The 4,402-nt window shown below is 70.2% G+C and carries 4 protein-coding genes; 1 reads left to right on the top strand and 3 read right to left on the bottom strand.

Annotated elements, in window-relative coordinates; genetic code table 11:
• The 3 genes from R1101_RS27145 to R1101_RS0116735 form a co-directional block, all read right to left on the bottom strand.
• Positions 1-374, bottom strand: a 374-nt coding sequence (locus R1101_RS27145) for a PucR family transcriptional regulator ligand-binding domain-containing protein (RefSeq protein WP_037223870.1), incomplete at its 3' end; no start/stop codon positions are given.
• A gap of 53 nt (positions 375-427) precedes the next feature.
• On the bottom strand, positions 428-1,522 hold the full coding sequence (locus R1101_RS0116730; RefSeq protein WP_016934522.1) for an XdhC family protein: 1,095 nt from the start codon (positions 1,520-1,522) through the stop codon (positions 428-430).
• 43 nt (positions 1,523-1,565) lie between these two features.
• Positions 1,566-2,963, bottom strand: coding sequence for an amidase (locus R1101_RS0116735; protein ID WP_016934523.1), 1,398 nt, complete (start codon positions 2,961-2,963; stop codon positions 1,566-1,568).
• A gap of 141 nt (positions 2,964-3,104) precedes the next feature.
• On the opposite strand from R1101_RS0116735, the gene R1101_RS0116740 reads away from it, so the two are divergent.
• Positions 3,105-4,280: an MFS transporter gene (locus R1101_RS0116740; RefSeq protein WP_016934524.1), complete on the top strand. Its 1,176-nt coding sequence runs from the start codon at positions 3,105-3,107 to the stop codon at positions 4,278-4,280.
• The last annotated feature ends 122 nt before the right edge of the window (positions 4,281-4,402 follow it).

The raw sequence follows: 4,402 nt of genomic DNA on the forward strand, positions 1-4,402 counted from the left end.
GGGAAGGGAACGCCGTCCGTGAGCCCTTGCGGCAGAGAATGTCCGGCGTCGAGCCGGACCACGAGCGCCGAGACCTCGTTGCGATTCAGGCGTGCCAGGAAGTCCGCGATCGGCACGGCGAGTCGCGCGAGCACCGTGGTGGAGGTGACGAGCAACGATCCCGGACGCAGCCACGGCCCGATCTCCGGGAGCATCATCACCGCGACCTCGACCACAGCGCGCGCCGCAGAGAGGTCGCCGGCGACCACCGTCGGTGCGACGAGGAAACCCGAAGAGACGACGTCGGCGAGCGGGCAGGGCTCGAATCCGACCGCTGCACTGTCTTCCGGTTCGGCGGTGCTGCGTCCCGGTTTCTCAGCCTTGCGCACCGTCACAGCACTGTCCGTCCACCTGCCAGTCGTTCACCCCGCTCGGGAGACACGTGACATTAGAGGGCTGCGGCAGCACCGTCAATCACAGGGGGACAAGCCGCAGGTCGGACAGCGCGTCCCCCAGGCGCCCGGTGGATGGGTCCGCGCAGCGCCGCGAGGCTGCGCCCGGTGGCGCCGCGCGTGCTCACGAGGATCTCCGCGAGGATCGACACGGCTGTCTCCTCCGGAGTGCGCGCACCGAGATCGAGCCCGATGGGCGAGTGCAGTCGTGCCAGCTCGTCCGCCGACAGACCGGCCTCGCGCAACAGCGCGACCCTGCGTTCGTGCGTGGATCGGCTGCCCATCGCGCCGATGTATCCGGCATCGCACCGGAGCGCACGTTCGAGCAGCGGAATGTCGAACTTCTCGTCGTGGGTGAGGACCGCGACGACGGTGGTCGGGTCGATCGGCGCCGACTCGAGGAAGACGTGCGGCCACGCCACCACGACCTCGTCGGCGTCCGGGAGCCGGGCAGGGGTCGCGAAGACGGGCCGCGCGTCGATCACCGTCACGCGGTACCCGGCGAACTTCCCCAGCGTGCACAGGGCGGACGCGAAGTCGATGGCGCCGAAGACGTACATCCTCGGCCTCGGAGCGAAGATCTCCACGATCTGCGAATTCTCCTCGTCGACGTACACCTCCGACTCGCCCTGAGCGAGACGCGTGCGGACCTCGGTCTCGGGTCCGTCCGCGTCGAGGGTGATCATCCGATGGACGACGGGCTCACGGCCGGTCACCACAGCGACCGGTTCCCCCGCCCCGATCCGTCGCGCCACCTCCGCGAACTCCGGGTAGGTGGCGGCATCGACTCGTTGCACGAACACCTCGATGGTGCCGCCGCAGGTCAGACCCACACCGAAGGCGTCGTCGTCGGTGACGCGGAAGACCTCGGTCCGGGCGTGTCCGTCGGCGAGCACGTCATGGGCGATGTCGTACAGGGCACCTTCGATGCAGCCTCCCGAGACACTGCCCACCACCTCGCCGGACTGTGAGACGGCCATCGCGGCGCCGGGTTCGCGCGGCGACGACTTCCAGGTGCGAACGACGGTCGCCAGCGCGAACGCGTCACCGTCGTCGAACCAGTGCGCCAGCTCGTCGAGAATGTCCCGCACAGCAACCTCCTTCGGTTCTTGCCGGCATGTCGCAGCAGGCGTGTCACAGACGCGCGGCGACGGCCAGCGCGACATGGTCGTGGAACGGGCGCGCAACGATCTGCACGCCGATGGGCATGCCGTCGCTCGCCCGCCCGACGGGGACGACGACGGACGGGAACCCGGTGACGCTGATCGTGCGGCAACTCGCCAGCGCCTCCTGCCAGGTGAGCAGCCGATCCTCGACACCGAAACGCTCGAGACCGAGCGGGGGCGCGCCGATGGATGCGACGGGCAGCACCAGCACGTCGCCCATCTCGTCGAGCAGCCGATGGACGAGCGCGGTGCGCTGCGCCCACAGCTCCTCCACCTCCCGTTGCCCCGCGCGGCCGGCCGCGGACAGCAGGTCGCGGATGACGGCCCCGAACCGGTCCACGCTCCCCAGCGCGTCGATGTCGGTGTGGGTCTGGGTGGCCCGCAGCCGCCCGAACAGGTCGTTTCCCTCGGCCAGCGCCGACCCCCGGTACGGACGGGCACCCAGTCGCCGCGCGCTCTCCCGGACGACGTCCACGATCTCGTCGGCGACGGGGACGGTACCTTCACCGGCCGCCCAGGTGATCGTCAGAGCGTCGACGTCGACCGTCGCCGGGTCCGTCCACGCGATGTGTGGCTCGGAGATCACACGCAGGGCGAGGACGAGGTCGCCGAGGGTCCGTGCCATGGGGCCGACGGTCTGCAGCGTGCCGTGCACCGTCGTGGGATTGGCCCACACGTGGTCGCCGACGAGCACCCCCGGGTACTGGCCGTCCGCGGAGACCCTGCCCACGGTGGGGCGGATCGAGCACAGACCGGTGCAGTGCGCGGGCCAGCGCACCGACCCGCCGAAGTCGGTGCCCAGGCCGAGAACGCTCATGCCCGAGGCGATCGATGCCGCTTCGCCCCCGCTGGATCCACCGGGCGAGCGCGGCGAGTCGGGACTACACAGCGGGTTGACCGTCGGTCCGAACATCTCGTTGTCGGTGAGTCCGGAGGTCCCGAATTCGGGCGTGTTGGTTTTGCCGATGAGGATCGCGCCGGCCGCTCTCATCGCGGCGACGGCAGGTGCGTCGACGACGGGGACGTTCGCTGCCAATGCCGGCGAGGCGGCCGTCGTACGCACGCCTGCCGTGGCGATGAGGTCCTTGACGGTGAACGGCACTCCGGCGAGTGGTCCGGCCGGGCCGCCCCGGTCGAGGCGGTGGTCGAGGGCGTCGGCTTCCTCGCGCGCACCGGCCGCCGCGACGGTGACGATCGCGTTGAGGCGCGGGTTCTGCTCGGCGATCAGTGCGAGATGATCCTCGACCACCCGACGTGCGGTGATCTCGCGACTCCGGACCCTCGTGGCGATCGACCGCGCGTCCGCGCCGGTCGCCGGACCGATGCGTTCGGTGTCGCGTGCCGGGGATCGACCGTCTACCGCCACTGGCTCTCCTTCGTCTGCGATCGACGAGAACGCTATGACGGGCTCCGGGCCCCTCCTACGTCCACACTCCACAGGAAGGCGGTCGCCGTGGTGTGAAGAGTTGATACTTTCCCGCCGGAGCGGGCCTGGGAGGATCGGGGAATGATTCCGTCCTGGGCCCGTCTCGCGTTCGCCGTGTTCGCGGTGAGCTGGGGTGCCAATCAGTTCGCTCCGATGCAGTTGGTCTACCGCGATCACCTCGGGCTCGGCAGCGGGTCGTTCACCGCCATGCTCGGGTCCTACATCGTGGGGTTGATCCCCGCCCTGCTCTACTTCGGGCGGGTGGCCGACCGGATCGGCCGTCGCCCGGTGATCCGGGCGATGATCCCGGTGAGCGTCGTGTCGTCGATCGTTCTGCTCCTCGGCGCCGACATCCCCGCCCTGCTCTATCTCGGGCGGGTCCTCGCCGGATTGGCGTCCGGGATGGCGTTCGGAGCGGGCACGGCCTGGATGAAGGAACTCAGCGAGGGACCGGGTGTGGGAGCACGCCGGGCGGCCGTCTCACTGTCGGCGGGATTCGGCAGCGGTGCCCTGTTCGCCGGCCTGATCGCGCAGTGGCTGCCCGCCCCCGACCGTCTGCCCTATCTGGTGCACATCGCCCTGATGGTGGTCGCGCTGGTGCTGGTGTGGGCCGTCCCCGACGCTCACCGGCCCCGCATCGTGCAGGGTTCGTGGCGTCTGTCGTCCCTGTCGTCCCCACGCTTCCGGTGGGGTGTCGTCCCTTGGGCTCCATGGGTCTTCGGGTGCGCGACCGTCTCGTTCGCCACGATGCCGCCGATCGTGTCGGATCGGGTCGACAGTGTGGCCGTCGCGTTCACCGGTGTGGTCGCCGCACTGACGTTGCTCACCGGTGCACTGGTCCAGCCCGTGGCCCGGCGCATCACCCGGCACGGTGAGGATCGTGGAGTGTGGACCGGGGTGGGCCTCGGTGTCCTGGGGTTCGTCTCGGCCGCTGTCGCGGTGCTCGTGGACGGTCCGGGATCGGTGTTCGCCGTCCTCGTCACCGCCGTCTTCCTCGGCGGGGGTTACGGCATGCTGCTCGTCTCCGGCCTTGTCACCGCCGAGAACATCGCGCCCTCCGACGAACTGGCGCAGACCGTCGCCGTCTTCTACTGCCTGATCTATCTGGGCTTCGCGGTGCCTTTCGTCATCTCGCTCGCCGCGCCGCATATCGGCTTCGTCGCGTGCTTCGCGATCGCCGTGGCCCTGCTCGTGCTCGCGCTCGTCCCCCGGAAGCTGATCGCCGATCAGGACGCGACCCTCGTCGGTTCGCGCTGAGCGGTGGCGACAGGGCTCCCCGCGCGCACCTGCCCGAGTAGGCCCGACAGCGCGCGGGCGACCTCCTCGGGCCGGTCGGCGAGCACACGATGACCCGGCACCCGGACGAACCCGCACGGATG

The sequence above is a fragment of the Rhodococcus sp. R1101 genome (genome assembly GCF_000278445.1).
Taxonomy (GTDB): domain Bacteria; phylum Actinomycetota; class Actinomycetes; order Mycobacteriales; family Mycobacteriaceae; genus Rhodococcus; species Rhodococcus gordoniae.

Coding starts and splice junctions, on each gene's coding strand:
- R1101_RS0116740 (WP_016934524.1), top strand. CDS start 3,105: ATGATTCCGTCCTGGGCCCGTCTCGCGTTCGCCGTGTTCGCGGTGAGC.